General features: G+C 39.7%; 17 protein-coding genes and 1 tRNA gene. 15 read left to right on the forward strand and 3 right to left on the reverse strand.

The window, feature by feature from the left end; genetic code table 11:
* The first annotated feature begins 26 nt into the window (after positions 1–26).
* Both BM390_RS13190 and fumC read left to right on the forward strand, forming a co-directional pair.
* A complete protein-coding gene (locus tag BM390_RS13190) occupies positions 27–815 on the forward strand; it encodes a M15 family metallopeptidase (RefSeq protein WP_062323025.1) in 789 nt (262 codons plus the stop codon).
* 183 nt (positions 816–998) lie between these two features.
* The gene (gene fumC / locus BM390_RS13195) at positions 999–2,351 is read left to right on the forward strand and encodes a class II fumarate hydratase (RefSeq protein ID WP_062323023.1); all 1,353 of its coding nucleotides are present in this window, start codon (positions 999–1,001) and stop codon (positions 2,349–2,351) included.
* Positions 2,352–2,486: 135 nt separating this feature from the next.
* Here the strand turns inward: fumC and BM390_RS13200 are convergent, their stop codons facing one another.
* Together BM390_RS13200 and BM390_RS13205 are read right to left on the reverse strand one after the other, a co-directional pair.
* On the reverse strand, positions 2,487–3,590 hold the full coding sequence (locus tag BM390_RS13200; protein WP_089855365.1) for an ABC transporter ATP-binding protein: 1,104 nt from the start codon (positions 3,588–3,590) through the stop codon (positions 2,487–2,489).
* Between the two features lie 225 nt (positions 3,591–3,815).
* A complete protein-coding gene (locus BM390_RS13205) occupies positions 3,816–4,709 on the reverse strand; it encodes a PucR family transcriptional regulator (protein ID WP_062323019.1) in 894 nt (297 codons plus the stop codon).
* Between the two features lie 315 nt (positions 4,710–5,024).
* Here BM390_RS13205 and BM390_RS13210 point away from each other — a divergent pair, with 315 nt between their 5' ends.
* Positions 5,025–5,369 carry a YlbF/YmcA family competence regulator gene (locus BM390_RS13210; protein WP_062323017.1) on the forward strand — a complete coding sequence of 115 codons (345 nt, stop codon included), beginning with the start codon at positions 5,025–5,027 and terminating at the stop codon, positions 5,367–5,369.
* 162 nt (positions 5,370–5,531) lie between these two features.
* Here BM390_RS13210 and clpP read toward each other — a convergent pair whose 3' ends face one another.
* A complete protein-coding gene (gene clpP / locus BM390_RS13215) occupies positions 5,532–6,113 on the reverse strand; it encodes an ATP-dependent Clp endopeptidase proteolytic subunit ClpP (RefSeq protein WP_062323015.1) in 582 nt (193 codons plus the stop codon).
* 299 nt (positions 6,114–6,412) lie between these two features.
* Between clpP and BM390_RS13220 the strand changes: the two genes are divergently transcribed.
* From BM390_RS13220 to BM390_RS13275, 12 genes are all read left to right on the forward strand, one after another.
* A tRNA-Arg gene (locus BM390_RS13220) sits at positions 6,413–6,485 on the forward strand.
* Between the two features lie 81 nt (positions 6,486–6,566).
* Entirely contained in the window at positions 6,567–6,773 is a 207-nt protein-coding gene (locus BM390_RS13225; protein ID WP_062323013.1) for a hypothetical protein, read from the forward strand.
* Between the two features lie 223 nt (positions 6,774–6,996).
* A complete protein-coding gene (locus BM390_RS13230) occupies positions 6,997–7,947 on the forward strand; it encodes an L-lactate dehydrogenase (RefSeq protein WP_062323011.1) in 951 nt (316 codons plus the stop codon).
* A gap of 220 nt (positions 7,948–8,167) precedes the next feature.
* Positions 8,168–9,190 carry a sugar-binding transcriptional regulator gene (locus tag BM390_RS13235; protein ID WP_062323009.1) on the forward strand — a complete coding sequence of 341 codons (1,023 nt, stop codon included), beginning with the start codon at positions 8,168–8,170 and terminating at the stop codon, positions 9,188–9,190.
* 43 nt (positions 9,191–9,233) lie between these two features.
* Positions 9,234–10,232 (forward strand): type I glyceraldehyde-3-phosphate dehydrogenase, encoded by a 999-nt coding sequence (gene gap, locus BM390_RS13240; RefSeq protein ID WP_062323007.1) that lies wholly within the window; start codon positions 9,234–9,236, stop codon positions 10,230–10,232.
* Positions 10,233–10,320: 88 nt separating this feature from the next.
* Positions 10,321–11,511 (forward strand): phosphoglycerate kinase, encoded by a 1,191-nt coding sequence (locus BM390_RS13245; RefSeq protein ID WP_089855368.1) that lies wholly within the window; start codon positions 10,321–10,323, stop codon positions 11,509–11,511.
* Between the two features lie 57 nt (positions 11,512–11,568).
* Positions 11,569–12,324 carry a triose-phosphate isomerase gene (gene tpiA, locus BM390_RS13250; protein WP_089855371.1) on the forward strand — a complete coding sequence of 252 codons (756 nt, stop codon included), beginning with the start codon at positions 11,569–11,571 and terminating at the stop codon, positions 12,322–12,324.
* The gene (gene gpmI / locus BM390_RS13255; protein WP_089855374.1) at positions 12,324–13,859 is read left to right on the forward strand and encodes a 2,3-bisphosphoglycerate-independent phosphoglycerate mutase; all 1,536 of its coding nucleotides are present in this window, start codon (positions 12,324–12,326) and stop codon (positions 13,857–13,859) included. The genes tpiA and gpmI overlap by 1 nt, the downstream gene beginning before the upstream one ends.
* 87 nt (positions 13,860–13,946) lie before the next feature.
* The gene (gene eno, locus BM390_RS13260; protein ID WP_089855377.1) at positions 13,947–15,230 is read left to right on the forward strand and encodes a phosphopyruvate hydratase; all 1,284 of its coding nucleotides are present in this window, start codon (positions 13,947–13,949) and stop codon (positions 15,228–15,230) included.
* Between the two features lie 727 nt (positions 15,231–15,957).
* A complete protein-coding gene (locus BM390_RS13265) occupies positions 15,958–16,506 on the forward strand; it encodes a HipA domain-containing protein (RefSeq protein ID WP_082394559.1) in 549 nt (182 codons plus the stop codon).
* Positions 16,507–16,509: 3 nt separating this feature from the next.
* Entirely contained in the window at positions 16,510–16,743 is a 234-nt protein-coding gene (locus tag BM390_RS13270; RefSeq protein ID WP_082394558.1) for a hypothetical protein, read from the forward strand.
* Positions 16,744–16,808: 65 nt separating this feature from the next.
* Positions 16,809–17,564: an HIRAN domain-containing protein gene (locus BM390_RS13275; protein ID WP_062323003.1), complete on the forward strand. Its 756-nt coding sequence runs from the start codon at positions 16,809–16,811 to the stop codon at positions 17,562–17,564.
* Positions 17,565–18,119: the final 555 nt, after the last annotated feature.

Here is an 18,119-nt window from a genome sequence, read left to right on the forward strand (position 1 = left end):
AAAGAGAAAAAAAGAGGTGGACGTATATGAAAAAGTTTGTTGTCGTTCTGTTTATTCTCCTCGTATTAGTAGGATGTACAGAAACTAACGTATTAAAAGGGACAATGGCCGATAAGCGCCTAGGTGCCGCTTTGCTTGCTAAAAAACCATTTGAGATCGAAAAGAATGAGCCTGATTATAATACCGCAGGAATAAATCCTGAAACTGGTCTCTATATAGTCGATAACGAAACATCGATGCTGGTTTATGTGAATAAGTACCGGGAGTTACCTGAAGGTTATACACCACCGGATTTAACAGAACCGGATGTCTTACATTACTCACCAGTGGGTGATAACCGCCGCCTTTTACGAAAAGAAGCATCCGAGGCTTTAGTGTCATTATTTGAAGCGGCTGAAACTGACGGACTAACGTTAGTGGCTGTATCTGGTTACCGTTCTTATGAGCGCCAACAAGCGATTTATGCAAGTAATGTCGCGAGTAAAGGACAAGCCCATGCGGATCAGTTTTCTGCCAAACCAGGGACAAGTGAACACCAAACGGGTCTCGCGATGGATGTCACAGTCCAAGGAAATGACGATGTGTTACTCAGTCAATCATTTGGTGAGACAGAGGCAGGACAATATATCAAAGAAAATGCCTATCAATATGGCTTTATTATTCGTTATCCAGAAGGCAAAGAAACGATCACCGGGTATAGTTATGAGCCGTGGCATTTACGTTACGTCGGTAAAGACGTCGCAACGGAAATTTATCTGAATGAATGGACGCTTGAAGAATATTTTGGTTTTGATTATCCAGGTCGTGAACGCTAAGTCACTGCCTGGTTTTTTGTGCTATAATATGACTCTAGAAGACAAATAATTCTGTCAACAAGACAGAAAAAACTAAGACAATATAACCTATAGAAAACATGAGTCTAGAAAACAAAACGGACAAATGAAACAGACAAACGAAACATAAAAGTGCGAGTCAATCAACAAAAGGAGTGATCAAAGATGAGAAAAGTATATGATGCTTTTGGGGAGATGGAAGTGAGTGATGACGTGTATTACGGTGCACAGACGAAAAGAAGTTTAGAAAATTTCCCCATCGGTTCTGAAACGATGCCGAAACGATTAATTGAAGCGTTCGTCATGTTAAAACGTGCGGCCGCAAAAGCAAATCACACGTTAGGTGTACTGCCTAAGGAAACGAGTGAACGTATTGTTAAAGCGAGTGACGAGTGGTTACACCAGCCAGATTATCAACATTTCCCGCTGGTTGTTTGGCAAACAGGTTCGGGTACGCAGACAAATATGAATGTAAATGAGGTGTTAAGCTTCCTTGCTTCAGACGAAACAAACACATTGCACCCAAATGATGATGTTAACCGTTCCCAAAGTTCAAATGATACTTTTCCAACCGCGATGCATGTTGCTACGGCTGTAGCGGTTACTGATCAACTCTTTCCAGCCTTACATCGGTTGATTAAAACAGTAGAGGAAAAACAAGCGCGCTATCAATCAGTCGTCAAGATTGGTCGAACCCACCTACAAGATGCGACACCGCTGACGGTAGGGCAAGAACTCAGTGGTTATTTAGCGATGCTTGAAAAGACAGAACATATGTTACTTCAAGACATGGATGAATGTTTTGAACTGGCGATTGGCGGAACAGCAGTTGGAACAGGACTCAATGCACCAGGTGGCTTTGGTGAAGAAGTAGCACATGAACTGTCGCGATATACGGGGTTACCGTTTCGAAAGACCGATAATCACTTCCATGGCTTAACCAGTCATGATCAACTTGTCCGGTTCCACGGAACAATAAAATCGCTTGCCATGGACCTCTTTAAAATGGGGAATGATTTACGTTACCTTGCGAGCGGGCCACGTGCTGGGTACGGTGAGTATACGCTACCTGCTAATGAACCAGGGAGTTCAATTATGCCGGGGAAAGTGAATCCGACCCAAATTGAAGCATTGACGATGGTCTGTAGCCAAGTGTTAGGGAATGATACGACGATTAGTTTTGCGGCGAGTCAAGGACAGTTTCAGCTGAACGTATTTAAACCGGTGATTATTTATAACGTCCTCCAATCCATTGAGCTATTGAGTGATGCGATGGATAGCTTTAATTTGCGTTGTTTATCTGGGCTAGAAATAAATGAAGATGTAATTAAAGAAAAGGTCAATCAATCACTCATGTTAGTCACGGCACTTAATCCACACATCGGCTATGATAAAGCAAGTGAGATCGCAAAATATGCGCATCAACACGAGACGGATTTAAAAACAGCCGCAGTGACGTTAGGGCATGTAACGGCGGATCAATTTGATGCATGGGTTAAGCCAGATCAAATGATTTAATGTCGTCATCTATTAGTTTCAGTTAAAATGTAGCGTTAATTAGCCCAAATTTAGTGGCAATCGATTTACGTTAAAAACATGAAAGAAGGCGACTCCAAAGGAGTCGCCTCTTCATGTATATAAGGGGGTATACACTTATTTAATACGTAATTCTGAATCTTTGTCGAAGAAGTGGCACTTGTGCATATCAAATGCTAATTTAAGTGACTCACCACCATGAATATCTGTACGTGAATCAACACGTGCAACAAAGTCTTGTTCATCTAATTTAGAGTATAGGTAAGATTCAGAACCCATTAATTCAGCTACTTCAATTTCAGCTGTTAATGTTGAACCTGGGTTAGCATCTACAAATACTGGCTCATCATGAATATCTTCAGGACGTACACCTAGAATAAGTTCTTTACCGACGTAGTTTTGGTCACGAAGAACTTTCATTTTTCCTTCTGGTACTTCGATTAATGTCTTAGGAGATACACGGAAACCGTTCTCTTCTAATGAACCATGGAAGAAGTTCATCGCAGGTGATCCAATGAATCCACCAACGAAGACGTTGTTTGGCTTGTCATATACTTCTTTAGGTGCACCCACTTGTTGGATGACGCCGTCTTTAAGTACAACAAGGCGAGTTGCCATTGTCATCGCTTCTGTCTGGTCGTGTGTAACATAAATCGTTGTTGTTTGAAGACGTTGGTGTAATTTTTGGATTTCCGCACGCATCTGAACACGCAATTTCGCATCAAGGTTTGATAACGGCTCATCCATTAAGAATACTTTCGCGTCACGTACAATCGCACGACCTAATGCCACACGTTGACGCTGACCACCTGAAAGTGCTTTTGGTTTACGGTCTAAGTAAGGTTCTAGACCTAAGATTTGTGCGGCGTTTTTAACACGACGATCAATTTCGTCTTTTTTGAACTTACGTAATTTAAGACCGAATGCCATGTTGTCATAAACATTCATGTGTGGGTATAACGCGTAGTTTTGGAATACCATCGCGATGTCACGGTCTTTTGGTGCTACGTCGTTCATTAGTTTATCATCGATGTAGAATTCACCCGCTGAGATTTCTTCAAGACCAGCGATCATACGAAGTGTCGTTGATTTACCACAACCAGATGGACCAACGAATACGATAAATTCTTTGTCTTTAATTTCTAGGTTAAAGTCGTCTACTGCTTTAACACCGTCTTTTTCGTAAATTTTATCAATATGTCTTAAGCTTAATTCTGCCATTGTAAAAGTTCCTCCTTAAATGTTTGAAAGCGTTTTTATTTGATGACCTAAGTCTACAAAAAATAACGTCAATCGTAAATGGACAACGTGCACAAAGAAAAAAACGACAAGTTGTGCAACGCTTACATCGTGGCGGATTAAAGGGAAGTATATGAGGTGAAACCCTCTATATATCAAGGGTTTCGTCATATGGCACAAAAAAAGATCTAGCGTTTGGCAAAGTGCCTAAGCTAGATCGATTTGACGTTTGAGTAGGAGAACTAAGTAAACCGCAATCGCTCCTTCGAACTGTTTGACATCGACTTCTGTCTTTTCAACAAACTTATCAATCCGGTACTGTAAACTGTTTCGATGCATATACATTTCTTTAGCGGCCAGTGAAGCATTGGAATTCGCTTCTAAGAAGGTTTGAATCGTATGAAGTAGGTCTTCGTCTTTCATTGTTGATTTTAAAATCGATTCAATTAGAAACATTAAGGCTGCGGTATCTTTCATGACGGTCATTAAGTAAGGGACAGCTGAGACGTAAGTCATCACTGGTTTTGTATTAAAGTGCTGAATATGGTGGAATTGTTGATCCATCCATGTATGGTAGTCATGCGCTTTAGATAAGTCACGCAAATACGGTCCAATAAAGAATTTGACATCGATAAAGAAATCACTTGTAAATACTTCTACCATCTCAAAAAATGTCACCGCATCTTCTTCATCAGGTCGTTCTTCTTCAATAATGACACCGTGTTTTTGGCTTGAAAACAAAATGACCGGCTTATATGAATACATGCCGTATACAGCTTCTCTAAAGTCATTTGGGTCACCTGGTGCCTCAGAAAGTGAAAAATAGATGAAGCGATATTCTTTTGGCGCTGTGTGAATAAAATTCGTGCCTTCAAAAATCCAATCGTACCAAGATTGTTCGCGTTCAGTTACGGGTGGGTAAGCCCCGTGGTAAGGTGTTAGTAAAAGATCAAGTAAATCATGTTCTTTTTCTTTAATCTCATCTTCTAATATGCCGAGTAATTGATTGTCTGGGGTCATAAACCAACGGTACAGTCCTTTACTTTGGGATTCTTCTTCTGTAATAAGACTTGGATATAGGGTTTTTAATCGTTTAATCATCTAAATAATCCTTTCTTTCTACAATGGTAAACAAACGTCTCGTTCATTGATTGTCGTAATGTACGACAGAGAAAAAACGTCGTCGTTTTAGAAACTTTATTGTGATATCTTTCTCATTATAACAAAAACGGTTGAGAAGAGGGAACCAATCATTAGAAAAGATTGGATTTAATTAAAATGACCCACCATTAGTCCTGAAATTTTAAACTTTCTCAACCGGTATCGTTTGGATTACACACAGAAGTTTGTTATAGTTATACAGGAAGTTAAAAGAAGGCCATCAGTGGTCAGTAAAAACTAGGAGGATTTTATTTTATGTCTAACGTACAACAATCAGCAGAACAATTAGCGGATGCGATTCGCCAAAGTGAAGAATTTTCAACTCTTAAGGAAGCCTATGATGCGGTAATGAGCGATGAAATCGCTAAAAAAATGTTCGATGATTTCCGTAATACACAAATCGAATTACAACAAAAACAAATGCAAGGCCAAGAAATTACAGAAGAAGAAGTAGAAAAAGCACGTAAGGTTGTCGAAACAGTACAACAACACGAAGCTATTTCTAAACTAATGGAAGAAGAACAAAAAGTGAACGAATTTATTAATTCTATTAGCCGTACAATCACAAAACCATTAGAAGAATTATATAACCAACAATAAGATGAAAAATCGCCTACCTTTAAACATAAAGGTAGGCGATTTTAAATTTCTCTCCAATGATGACGATATGGATGAATGGATGTAACAAAAGAAGCGAAGAGCTTAAGCTCTTCGCTTCTTTACCTGATGGTTATGATTTGAGTACTTAACGAGAACGTCGCTTTACTTTTTCTCCATAACTTTGTCAATAAGGCCATACTCTAGCGCTCTATTAGCCGTCATGAAGTTATCACGATCCGTATCTTTTTCGATGATTTCCATAGGTTGACCAGTACGTTCTGCTAGAATTTCGTTTAATTTCTTACGCATTTCGATAATACGGTTGGCGTGGATTTGGATATCAGATGCTTGACCTTGTGTACCACCTAATGGTTGGTGAATCATCACTTCTGAGTTTGGTAACGCATAGCGTTTACCTTTTGCGCCAGCTGCTAATAAGAAGGCACCCATTGATGCGGCCATACCAACACAAATAGTTGACACATCTGGTTTAATGAACTGCATCGTATCATAAATCGCCATACCGGCTGTGATTGAGCCACCTGGTGAATTGATGTAAATAGAAATATCTTTGTCTGGGTCTTCAGCTTCTAAGAATAATAGCTGAGCAACGATCGAATTGGCTACATTGTCATCAATGCCAGAACCTAACATAATGATGCGGTCTTTCAACAGACGTGAATAAATGTCATACGCTCGTTCACCGCGGTTTGTTTGTTCAATTACTGTAGGGATTAAATTCATATCTATTCCTCCTCCGAAAATAACTTTAAGTATGTGAATAAAGTTTATAAACATATCATAGCTAATAGGTCAAAAAAGGTCAAATAAAACACTAGCTAATGTGAGTATTTATTAATTTATTTCTTCCCAAGTTAGTGTACATATAAACTTCGTACATATTATAACAGAGATTGGCTTGTTTTGCTTATGGATTGCACTTGAAAACCGATTGATTTTTCGATTGATAGACAGAGGCGTAGAAGAAAGGATTGTATTTTTCATTCATTTCAGTTATAATGATTTTTGTTCGATTTAAATATGCGCTCGTAGCTCAGGGGATAGAGCATCGGTTTCCGGTACCGTGTGTCGGGGGTTCGAATCCCTCCGAGCGCGCTTTTAGACAGATGCTAGCATCTGTCTTTTCTCATATTTACTCGTTAGTGAACAGGTTTTATAGAAAGTAAGAGGTGCAAAATGAAAGTAATGATCTGGTTAGCAGTGTCTGTTTTATTGATTTGGGAGTTTGTAGAGCTACGTGATATTTTCGGGTATTCACTCTTTCTCCAAAATAGCTTGATTGTCTTTTCAAGTAGTTATTTCTTTTATTTACTTGATGTACATTTAAGCCTAAATAAATTTAAACGACAACTCGCGATTATGTTCAATAAAACGTCTCAGTAGAAAACATATTAAAAACCAACAGATATTTTAATACGCCATAACCAAAACCCATTCTAAACCGCTCGAGGCCAAAGGCCTTTGGCGGTTTATTTTTAATTAGAGGAGGAAAAATCAGCTTTTTTTACATTTTTGTTAAAAAACGAACATAGTTTAGTTTGTTTTCGGGTATAGTGTTAAGGTGAGAGGAAAAGCCTCTAAAAATGTTTTGAGGGAGTGTTGTTTTATGCATCAAAAAGCAAATAAAACGAAAAAAGTAGCAATTGTCGGAACAGGGTTTGTCGGTTCTAGTTATGCTTATTCTTTAGTGAACCAAGGAACAGTGAGTGAGCTCGTGTTAATCGACTTAAATAAAGAACGTGCTGAAGGTGAAGCACAAGATTTAAATCACGGGGTTCCTTTTGGTTCACCAATGAAAATAAAAGCGGGTGACTATACAGATTGTCATGATGTTGATTTAGTGGTCATTACTGCTGGAGCGAATCAAAAACCAGGTGAAACAAGACTAGATCTTGCTAGTAAAAACGCCAAAATCATGCGTGGGATTGTAAAAGAAATTATGGCGTCCGGCTTTGATGGCATTTTAGTGATTGCTTCTAACCCAGTTGATGTGATGACACATGTAGCATATGAAGCATCTGGCTTACCGAAAGAACGCGTGATTGGATCAGGTACCATCTTAGATACGGCGCGTTTCCGTTACTTATTAAGTGATTACTTCCAAGTAGATTCACGAAATGTGCACGCCTATATCGTAGGTGAACACGGCGATTCAGAGTTGCCTATTTGGTCACACGTCACAATCGGCGGTCTCCCGCTTAATGTGTATGGTAAACTTAATAACTTCTATGAAGACCGTGATATGCAGGCGATTTTTGAAAATGTACGTGACGCGGCTTATCAAATCATTCAGAAAAAAGGGGCAACCTATTATGGCATTGGTATGGGACTTGCCCGTCTAACAAAAGCCTTACTGTATAATGAGAACTCAATCTTAACAGTGTCGACTTATTTCCAAGGTGAATATGATATTGACGGTGTCTTTATGGGTATTCCAGCCGTTGTTAATGCGAACGGGGTAAGAGAAATTTTACGATTGAACTTATCTGAGCGAGAACAACAGCAACTGGAAAACTCGGCCAACATTTTAAAAGAGATGCATGACAATTTGACATGATTAACGAGCTGTCAGTCATCATAAAGGAAAGAGGCGCTTAATCGCCTCTTTCTTTCCTAATAGAAAGGTGATTCGTTCGAGTGCATGAGATTTTAAGCTTGTCAGATGATTGGTTGTCTGATAGTATTAAGGGTGTTGGGTATTTTTTTGGCCCTCGCGGGACAAAATGTTAACCACAGGGACAGAATTTGTCCCAAGATAATTGAAAGGGTGCGTTATGATGCAAAAGCTAATTGAATTGCAACAAAAAATATGCCCTGATCTTATCGCAGTGATTGACCGGCGTTACCATTTACTTCATACCATTCATTACTATCAACCCATTGGCAGAAGAAGTTTAGCCATGCAGTTGACGCTAAAAGAACGAGAAGCGAGATCAGAAATTGATAAATTAGCGCAACTCGGTTTAGTTGAAGCGACACCAAAGGGTGTGATGCTGACGGTGATGGGTCAGATGTTAGTGGATGACTTTACGCCATATTTCGAGGAATTACGGGGATTTCGTGATCTTGAAATAAAAATTAAACAGACATTCGACCTAGAACGTGTTATAATTACACCTGGGGACAGTGATACTGACCCTTGGGTAAAAGACGAACTAGGAAAACGCGCCGTGTCGTTTTTGCAATCCCAACTAAACAACAAGCAGACCGTCGCTGTGACTGGTGGAACATCAATGGCCGCTGTGGCTAAAATGATGGCACCGACCGATTTAGGTAAAGGCTCAATGTTTGTGCCAGCTCGAGGAGGACTCGGAGAACGAGTGGAGAATCAAGCGAACACGATTTGTGCTGAAATGGCCAATAAGATGAAAGGCGACTATCGTTTGCTGTATGTACCGGACCCGCTCAGTGAAGAAACGTATCATTCGATTATTGAAGAGCCTGGTGTAAAAGAAACTCTACATATTATTAAACAAGCGAATATCGTCATGCATGGTATTGGTGATGCTTTTACTATGGCAAAACGTAGAAAAGCAGAAAAAAACGTTTTAGAAAAGCTCGAATCGGGAAAAGCAGTAAGTGAGGCCTTTGGTTATTATTTTGACCAAAATGGTCGAATCGTACACAAAGTGCGAACAGTAGGTATGCAATTAGAAGACTTGTCTCATATTAAGACAGTTGTTGCGATTGCTGGAGGTCATTCAAAAGCAAAAGCGATTCAGTCTTATTTTAGACAAGGAAAAAGTAATGTCCTGATCACGGATGAAGGGGCAGCAACAGCATTAATAAAGGACTTATAGTCCTTTAGATAAAATTTTAAACAATACTAAGGAGGAAATACGTATGACTGTAAAAGTAGGTATTAATGGTTTTGGTCGTATCGGCCGCTTAGCTTTCCGTCGTATTCAAGAAGTAGAAGGAATTGAGGTAGTAGCAATCAACGACTTAACTGACGCTGACACACTTGCTCACCTTTTAAAGTATGACACAACTCAAGGTCGTTTCAATGGCGATGTTGAAGTTAAAGATGGTGCTTTCACTGTTAACGGCAAAGACGTTAAAGTATTAGCTAACCGTAACCCTGAAGAATTACCTTGGGGTGACTTAGGTGTTGAAATCGTACTTGAGTGTACTGGATTCTTCACTTCAAAAGAAAAAGCTGAACTTCACCTTAAAGGTGGCGCGAAGCGTGTTGTAATTTCTGCTCCAGGTGGAAACGACGTTCCAACAATCGTTTATAACGTAAACCATGACATCTTAACAGGTGACGAAACAGTGATTTCTGGTGCTTCATGTACAACAAACTGTCTAGCTCCTATGGCTGACACATTAAACAAAGAATTCGGTATTGCTGAAGGTCTTATGACGACTATTCACGCTTATACTGGTGACCAAAACACATTAGATGCTCCTCACTCAAAAGACTTACGTCGTGCGCGTGCGGCTGCAGCTAACATCGTACCTAACACAACGGGTGCAGCAGCAGCAATTGGTCTAGTAATTCCTGAACTTAAAGGTAAATTAGATGGTGCAGCTCAACGTGTTCCAGTTCCAACTGGTTCATTAACTGAGTTAGTCACTGTATTAGACAAAGAAGTTTCTGTTGAGAGCGTTAATGCAGCGATGAAAAAAGCAGCGAACGAATCTTACGGTTACACTGAAGATCCAATCGTATCTTCTGACGTTATTGGTATCTCTTATGGTTCATTATTTGATGCTACTCAAACAAAAGTAATGACTGTAGATGGTAAACAATTAGTGAAGACTGTTGCATGGTATGACAATGAAATGTCTTACACTGCACAATTAGTACGTACATTAGAATACTTCGCTAACCTTTAATTCTTAGCGAGATAACTAAACAAGCAGTCCATTAGCGGGAAGCGTTCGCGCTTTCCGCTTTTAATTTTTACTAGGAGGATTATCCAATATGGCGAAAAAAATTGTCACTGATTTAGCCGTTGCCGGCAAAAAAGTACTTGTGCGCGCAGACTTTAACGTGCCAATGAAAGACGGTAATATTACAAATGATGACCGTATCGTTCAAGCTCTTCCAACAATCAAACACTTACTAAAAGAAGAAGCAAAAGTCATTGTCTTCTCTCACTTAGGTCGTGTGAAAGAAGAAGCGGATAAAGAAGGTAAATCACTTAAGCCAGTCGCTGAGCGTTTATCTGAATTATTAGGTCAAGACGTTACGTTTGTACCTGAGACACGTGGAGAAGTATTAGAAAACGCAATTGACACATTAGGCAATGGCGATATTTTAATGTTTGAAAACACACGTTTTGAAGATATTGATGGTAAAAAAGAAAGTAAAAATGATCCTGACTTAGGTAAGTACTGGGCTAGCCTTGGTGACTTATTCGTAAATGATGCTTTCGGTACTGCTCACCGTGCGCACGCGTCTAACGTAGGGATTGCATCAAACGTTGAATCAGCAGCAGGTTTCTTAATGGAAAAAGAAATTCGTTTCATCGGTGATTCAGTCGATAGCCCAGAGCGTCCATTTGTGGCGATTCTTGGTGGAGCGAAAGTAAGTGATAAAATCGGTGTGATTGAAAACTTACTAACAAAAGCAGATAAAATCCTTATCGGTGGTGGAATGGCCTATACTTTCTACAAAGCACAAGGGTTGGATATCGGTACATCTCTTCTTGAAGAAGATAAGTTAGATCTTGCGAAAGATTTACTATCACGTGCTGATGGCAAAATTATTTTACCAGTCGATACGACAGTCAACACAGCCTTCTCAGAAGAAGGTGACGTGAAAGCTGTTGATGCTGATGCGATTCCTGATGGTTACATGGGTCTTGATATTGGTCCTAAATCGATTGCTCAGTTCGAAAAAGAACTAGAAGGCGCGAAAACTGTCGTATGGAATGGTCCTATGGGTGTGTTTGAAATGGAAGCATTTGCTAAAGGTACGATTGGTGTATGTAAAGCGATTGCGAGCCTAAATGATGCAACAACCATTATCGGTGGTGGTGACTCAGCAGCGGCAGCCATGAAATTAGGCTTTGCTGATGACTTCTCACACATCTCAACCGGTGGCGGCGCGTCACTTGAATACCTAGAAGGTAAAGAACTACCTGGTTTAGCTGCGATCAGCAACAAATAAGGTAGAATAATAAGCTCACTGATTAGTCAACTAATCATAGACGAAAGGGAAGAGATTATGCGTAAACCAATTATTGCAGGAAACTGGAAGATGAATAAATCATTAGCAGAAGCGAAAAGCTTTGTCGCTGATACAAAAAACAACGTACCTAAAAGTGATGCGGTTGATTCAATCATCTGTGCACCTTTTCCGTTCCTTCACGCATTAGTGGAAGAGACGAAAGGAACAGATTTAAAAATCGCTGCTCAAAACATGCACTTTGAGGAAAGTGGCGCGTTTACTGGTGAAGTTTCACCAGCGGTCCTTAAAGACTTAGGTGTGACTTACGTTGTGTTAGGACACTCTGAACGTCGTGAAATGTTCAACGAAACAGATGAGTCAGTGAACAAAAAAGCAAAAGCTGCTTTTAATTATGACTTAACACCAATCATTTGTGTAGGTGAAACATTAGAGCAACGTGAAGCGAACCAAACAATGGACTTAGTCGCTGATCAAGTCACAAAAGCGCTTGACGGTTTAACTGAAGACCAAGTCAAACAATCTGTTATTGCTTATGAGCCAATCTGGGCAATCGGTACAGGTAAAACTGCGACATCAGAACAAGCAAACGAGGTATGTGCCCACGTACGTAAAACTGTTGCATCTGTTGTCTCAAGTGATGCGGCTGAAGCTGTTCGTATTCAATACGGAGGTAGTGTAAAACCAGCTAACATCGATGAATTATTACAGCAATCTGATATTGATGGTGCGTTAGTTGGAGGCGCGAGCCTTGAAGCTGATTCATTCCTCAAATTAGTGGAGGCGGGCAAATAATGAGTCAAGACAAATTAGCAGCCTTAATTATTCTTGATGGTTATGCCTTGCGTGATGAGGTTGTTGGGAATGCGGTTAAGCAAGCCAACACACCAAACTTCGATCGTTATTGGAACAACTATCCGCACAATCAGCTAACAGCTTCAGGTGAGGCCGTTGGTTTACCAGATGGACAAATGGGTAACTCAGAAGTGGGTCACTTAAACATTGGTGCGGGTCGAATTGTTTATCAATCATTGACACGTGTAAACCTATCGATTCGTGAGCGTGACTTCTTTACGAATGAACAACTTGTTCAAGCGGTAGAGAACGCAAAAGAAGACGGTAAGGCCTTGCACATTTTCGGTTTACTTTCTGATGGTGGGGTTCACTCTCACCTTGATCACCTTTTTGCGGTGTTAGAACTCGCAAAAGAAAAACGACTTGAAAAAGTTTATGTCCATGGTTTCTTAGACGGCCGTGACGTTGGTCAAAAATCAGCGAAACAGTATATCGAACAAGCGCAAAACAAAATGGATGAACTTGGCGTTGGTCAATTTGCGACGATTTCTGGTCGTTATTATGCGATGGACCGCGACAAGCGTTGGGAACGTATTAAGCTTGCGTATGACGCCATTGCTTATGGTGAAGGCAAAACTTCAACGGATCCACTACAAGTTGTAGAAGATGCTTATAGTGAAGATGTGTATGATGAATTTGTTATTCCAACGGTTATGACAGATGAGTCGGGAGAGCCGGTTGCTAAAATGCATTCAGGTGATTCAGTCATCTTCCATAACTTCCGTCCAGACCGAGCGATTCAAATTTCACAAAGCTTTGCGAACAATGACTTTAATGAATTTGACCGCGGTGCAGAGGCACCAAAAGATTTATTCTTCGTATCATTCATGAAATACAGTGATACAGTGAATAGTCACATTGCGTACCCACCAACAGACCTTAAAAACACGGTCGGTGAAGTACTGCAAGACAATAAACTCAACCAATTACGTATTGCGGAAACGGAAAAATATCCACACGTGACCTTCTTCATGAGTGGTGGCCGTGAAGCAGAATTTGAAGGGGAAAAGCGAATCTTAATTAATTCGCCAAAAGTCGCAACGTACGACTTACAACCTGAAATGAGTGCGTATGAAGTAACTGATGCGTTACTAAAAGAATTAGATGAAGGTAACCAAAATGCCATCATCTTAAACTTTGCTAACCCTGATATGGTTGGACACTCAGGTATGCTTGAGCCGACAATCAAAGCGATTGAAACGGTTGATGAATGCCTAGGTAAAATCGTTGATAAGATCATTGAAAAAGGTGGCCACGCCATTATTACTGCTGATCACGGTAACTCAGATGAAGTGGTTTCACTTGATGGTAAGCCAATGACTGCCCACACAACGAATCCAGTACCTGTTATTGTCACAAAAGACGGTATTGAATTACGTGATGGTGGCATCCTAGGAGACTTGGCGCCAACATTGCTTGATCTCTTAAACGTTGACCAACCAGAAGAAATGACTGGAAAGTCACTGATTAAGTAAGTTTTAGCAACAATTGATTCGAATCAATGTTTAAAAACAAAAAGCAACACCCATACTATATTAAAAACAAAAAGGAGTTTTACAATCATGCCATACATTACAGACGTATATGCTCGCGAAGTCATGGACTCACGCGGTAACCCAACAGTAGAAGTAGAAGTTTACACAGAATCAGGTGCGTTCGGTCGCGCTCTAGTACCAAGTGGTGCGTCAACGGGTGAATACGAAGCAGTTGAACTACGTGACGGCGACAAAGACCGTTACTTAGGTAAAGGTGTTCTTAAAGCAGTAGAAAACGTTAATGAAGTTATTGCACCTGAATTATTAGGTTTTGACGTAACACGTCAAGTTGTTATTGACCGTTTACTTATGGAATTAGATGGTACACCAAACAAAGGTAAATTAGGCGCTAACGCTATTTTAGGTGTCTCTATGGCTGTCGCTCGTGCAGCAGCTGACCACTTAGGTGTTCCTTTATACACTTACCTTGGTGGATTCAATGCAACCGTTCTTCCAACACCAATGATGAACATCTTAAACGGTGGTGAGCACGCGGACAACAACGTGGATATTCAAGAATTCATGATCATGCCTGTAGGCGCGCCTTCATTCAAAGAAGCGCTACGTATGGGTGCTGAAATCTTCCACAACTTGAAGAAAGTGCTTTCTTCTAAAGGTTACAATACAGCTGTAGGTGACGAAGGTGGTTTCGCACCAAACCTTAAGTCAAACGAAGAAGCTTTATCTACAATCATCGAAGCTATTGAAACAGCTGGTTACAAGCCAGGTGAAGAAGTTAAATTAGCAATGGACGTTGCGGCTTCTGAAATCTACGAAGATGGTAAATACAACCTTAAAGGCGAAGGCGTTGTTCGTACGTCTGCTGAAATGGTTGACTGGTATGAAGAAATGTGTAATAAATACCCAATCATCTCAATTGAAGATGGTCTTGACGAAAATGACTGGGATGGTTTCAAACTTCTTACTGACCGCTTAGGCGACAGAGTTCAATTAGTAGGTGACGATTTATTCGTAACAAACACTGAAAAATTAGCTGAAGGTATCGAAAAAGGAATCGGTAACTCAATCCTAGTTAAAGTTAACCAAATTGGTTCATTAACTGAAACATTTGAAGCAATCGAAATGGCGAAACAAGCTGGTTACACAGCTGTTATCTCTCACCGTTCAGGTGAAACGGAAGATACAACAATTGCTGACATCGCTGTTGCGACAAATGCTGGACAAATTAAAACAGGTGCACCTTCACGTACTGACCGTGTTGCTAAATACAACCAATTATTACGTATCGAAGACGAACTTGTTGAAACAGCTAAATATGCTGGTAAAAACGCATTCTATAACTTACGCTAATCAGTTGTAAGTAGAGATGGATAATGGTTCTTTGTCTAATGGTGTTGGTGAGAAGTTTTAACCAATAATTTCAAGCTTATATTTCACATGTTTCAGCTCTTTTTATGCAGCTGAAACATGTGTTTTATTTTGTGTTTTTTTCTTCTGTGGTTCAACTGGTTTGTAAGAAAAATGGGCTCTATACTAAATGTGGTGGTACATTCCTTTGGCAGTAGTTAGTCCTCACTAAAACGCGATCTCGAAGAGAATGCCTTAAAAGACTATCGGTTAAAAGATTATCAGAAGTATTTTGACGTGAAAGAAGCGTTTAAACGCGGAAAGAAAATCATCTCGAAAGAAGAAGCTATGCGGAAAGCAACAAAAAATTATGTTTTTTTGGGTTACTGTCCAACGAAGTGAAAGATTCTTTTGAATCCTTATCATTGTTTCGAAGCAAAGATGTGGCAGAGAAAGCTTTTGGTAATCTAAATGACCGTTTGAACTTTAGACGCATGCAAGTATCTTCTGAAATATAATTTAATTGTAATGCATCCGTTGGATTTATTTCTTTAATCTCTCTCTTATGTAAAAAGAAGATGCAAGATGCCAACCTATTCGAACAGTGGACACTTCAGTTGACAAATACATATGATCTCTTGTGGTGTTTTCATTACGTTTCGGGTGACAAAAGAGCTACAAAATTATATAATTATAGATAATAATAATTATGTAGAAGGAGCGATGTGAAATGATCGATACCTCGCTCTGGAAACGAGATGAGAAAAGCCAAGCTTCAGGAACACGAGCGAAATTTTGGCTGCTAGAACCAGAAACAGATCTTAAAAGTCCAACAAGGCATCTTTTCAAGGTTCCTACTGAAGGAACGGGCGGTCATTGGGCTGAATTTATTGCTAGCGAAGTGGGGATGAGGTTAGGTTTCAATACAGCTGAAGTAAGGTTAGCTGAACATAAAGGCATGATAGGAACAATTTCTAAGAACTTCCGTGTCAAAGCAGAAGAATTGTATGAAGGTGGCGATTTATTCTTGGCGCAATTTGAAAATTTTGATCGTCGGTCCTTGACTTATTATGAATTGCCCCACATCATAGATATCCTTTCTGCATATGATTTAGAGAAAGCTTTTGTAACGGTACCTGTTTATGATGCAATAATTGCGAATAACGACCGACATTGTGATAATTGGGGGGTTCTTAGTGGACCAAAAGGAATTCGCTTGACTCCTATCTATGACAACGGTTCTTCTCTTGGTTTTAATGAAACAAGAGAGAAAAAGTAAAGAATGCTGACTGATGATAGAATTTTAGAAGGTTTCTGCAACAGAGGTAAATCGAGCATTGGTTTGCCAGGAAGAAAAAAACCAAAGCACTTTGAATTATTATCCTACCTTTATCAATCTTTTCCTAAGGAACTTCAATTAGCGGTTTCTAGATTAGAACAGTTGAATGTGGAAATGTTATTATCTATAGTAGATGAAATACCGAACAACATAATGAGTGATTTAGATAAAAAATGAGTTATCCGTCTTATACTTTACCGGAAAAATCGGATTCTGAATTGGTTAGAAGGGAGTGTGAAAGCATGAAAAAGAGACCGTTTGAACTGTGGCTAGTTTGGCAAAATGTCGAAACACGGCAACGTTATCACGTAGGTAGCTTACTTCATGAAGATGGCATCTATACATTTTCATACAAAATAAAAGGGTATAGAAGAAAATTAGCAGAAGCGATGGACAATGGATATCGACCTCACTTAGCATTCCCTAATATCAATAAGACGTATAAATCTCGTTCTCTTTTTGGTCCATTTGCGCGACGCCTACCAGACACTCGAAGACCCGACTATCAATCTGTTCTCCGAGACTTAGGACTTTCACAAGAATGTACAGAAATGGACGTTTTGCGGGCAACAGGTGGTGTTTTAGCGACTGATTCTTATGAGTTTGTTTCACCAATCTTGGTTGAAAATCATCACTTTGATTTAGATTTCTTTGTAGCTGGATGGCGTTACTATGAAGGAAATCAAGTAATTGATCAACTACATGTAGGAGACAGTGTCGAATTTTCATTAGATCCCAAGAACAATAATGACCATAAAGCTGTCGTTGTCATGTCAGTAAACGGAAAGAAGTTAGGTTTCATTCCAGCATTTTATAGTGGGTGGATGTTTGAAATTATTAAAAAGGGCTGTGATTATCAAGCAAGAGTGGAATCTGTTCACCCACAGGCAGTTCCGCATCGTAAAGTGAATATTTCAATTGCTGGTGAAATAAATCAGTATTTAAATATTCAAGAAGTGCTAAATGATAAAGAAGAACTACGAGTTGTAATGTGTTAAGTTACTGCGCTTACCAAACTTGTGCATATTCCGTTTGCCGTACACGTATAAAATGATGAAACTATAGAAATGTGTGGACAGCCAAAAAAATTTATGCAAATACTCTTTAGGGCGTATACCTAAGGAGGTAGAAAATATCAACCAATAGAAGTCATAGGTGGACTTCGCTATCTATTAATAAGAGATCAAGCACTGTTGTGGTTGGTCTCTTTTTACATTTTTTGTATCAATAAAACAATTTTTAATCGTTTTAGAGCGAGAAGACACCTTCCTCAAGTGCGTCAGCACTAGGTGGGTGATGAATCGCTTTTTTTGAATATTTTTGAAGTGACAAACATATATTCTGCGTGGTATAATTAAAACATTAACAGTGACCGTCACAAAACAAAGAGAGGGTGGGTTTCATGGGCATGAAGGCTATTTTTTCAAATCGCTTATATAAGTATAAGATCGACCCTGGCTTTGTTATGTCCATGGATCACACCCTTCGGGTGTTTAATCAAGCCAAACATTTTCGTTATCAAGCGGAGGTCCGGGAGCTTAGGGGCGTGAAAG

It is taken from the genome of Halolactibacillus miurensis (assembly GCF_900116255.1).
Lineage (GTDB): Bacteria > Bacillota > Bacilli > Bacillales > Amphibacillaceae > Halolactibacillus > Halolactibacillus miurensis.